Source organism: Bradyrhizobium sp. WSM4873 (assembly GCF_055811355.1).
In genome coordinates, this window is sequence record NZ_JBVVPS010000129.1 from 1 (window position 1) to 435 (window position 435).

At 58.4% G+C, this 435-nt stretch carries 1 protein-coding gene; it reads left to right on the plus strand.

Annotated elements, in window-relative coordinates; translation table 11 throughout:
- Positions 1-435 (plus strand): CARDB domain-containing protein (locus tag AC0L21_RS38065; protein WP_473267148.1); only part of this gene is annotated, 435 nt, incomplete at both ends.

The window sequence follows — 435 nt, forward strand, 5'->3', positions numbered from 1 at the left end:
GATAACCGCTGGCGGCAGCACGTCGATCGAACTTTATACCGTCAATTTCGGTAATGTGCCGGCGACGGCGTCGTCGATTACGGGGATTTATCTCTCGACTGACGCCACGATTACCACCAGCGACAGTCTGCTGATGACGATCGGTGCATCGGCGCTGACGTCCTATCACACGACGGGCTATTACGACCATCAGACCGTCTCGCTGACGCTGCCTGGTAATCTGGCGCCTGGCACCTATTACATCGGGGGCATCGCCGACTACACCAACGCTATCGCCGAGAGCAACGAGGCCAACAACACCTACAACGTGACGCAAATCACCGTCCTACCGGGCAACGCGGGGCCGTCAGCGCTGCCTGACCTCCGGGCGAACTTTGACAATGTGAGCAGCACCACGATAACCGCTGGCGGCAGCACGTCGATCGAACTTTATAC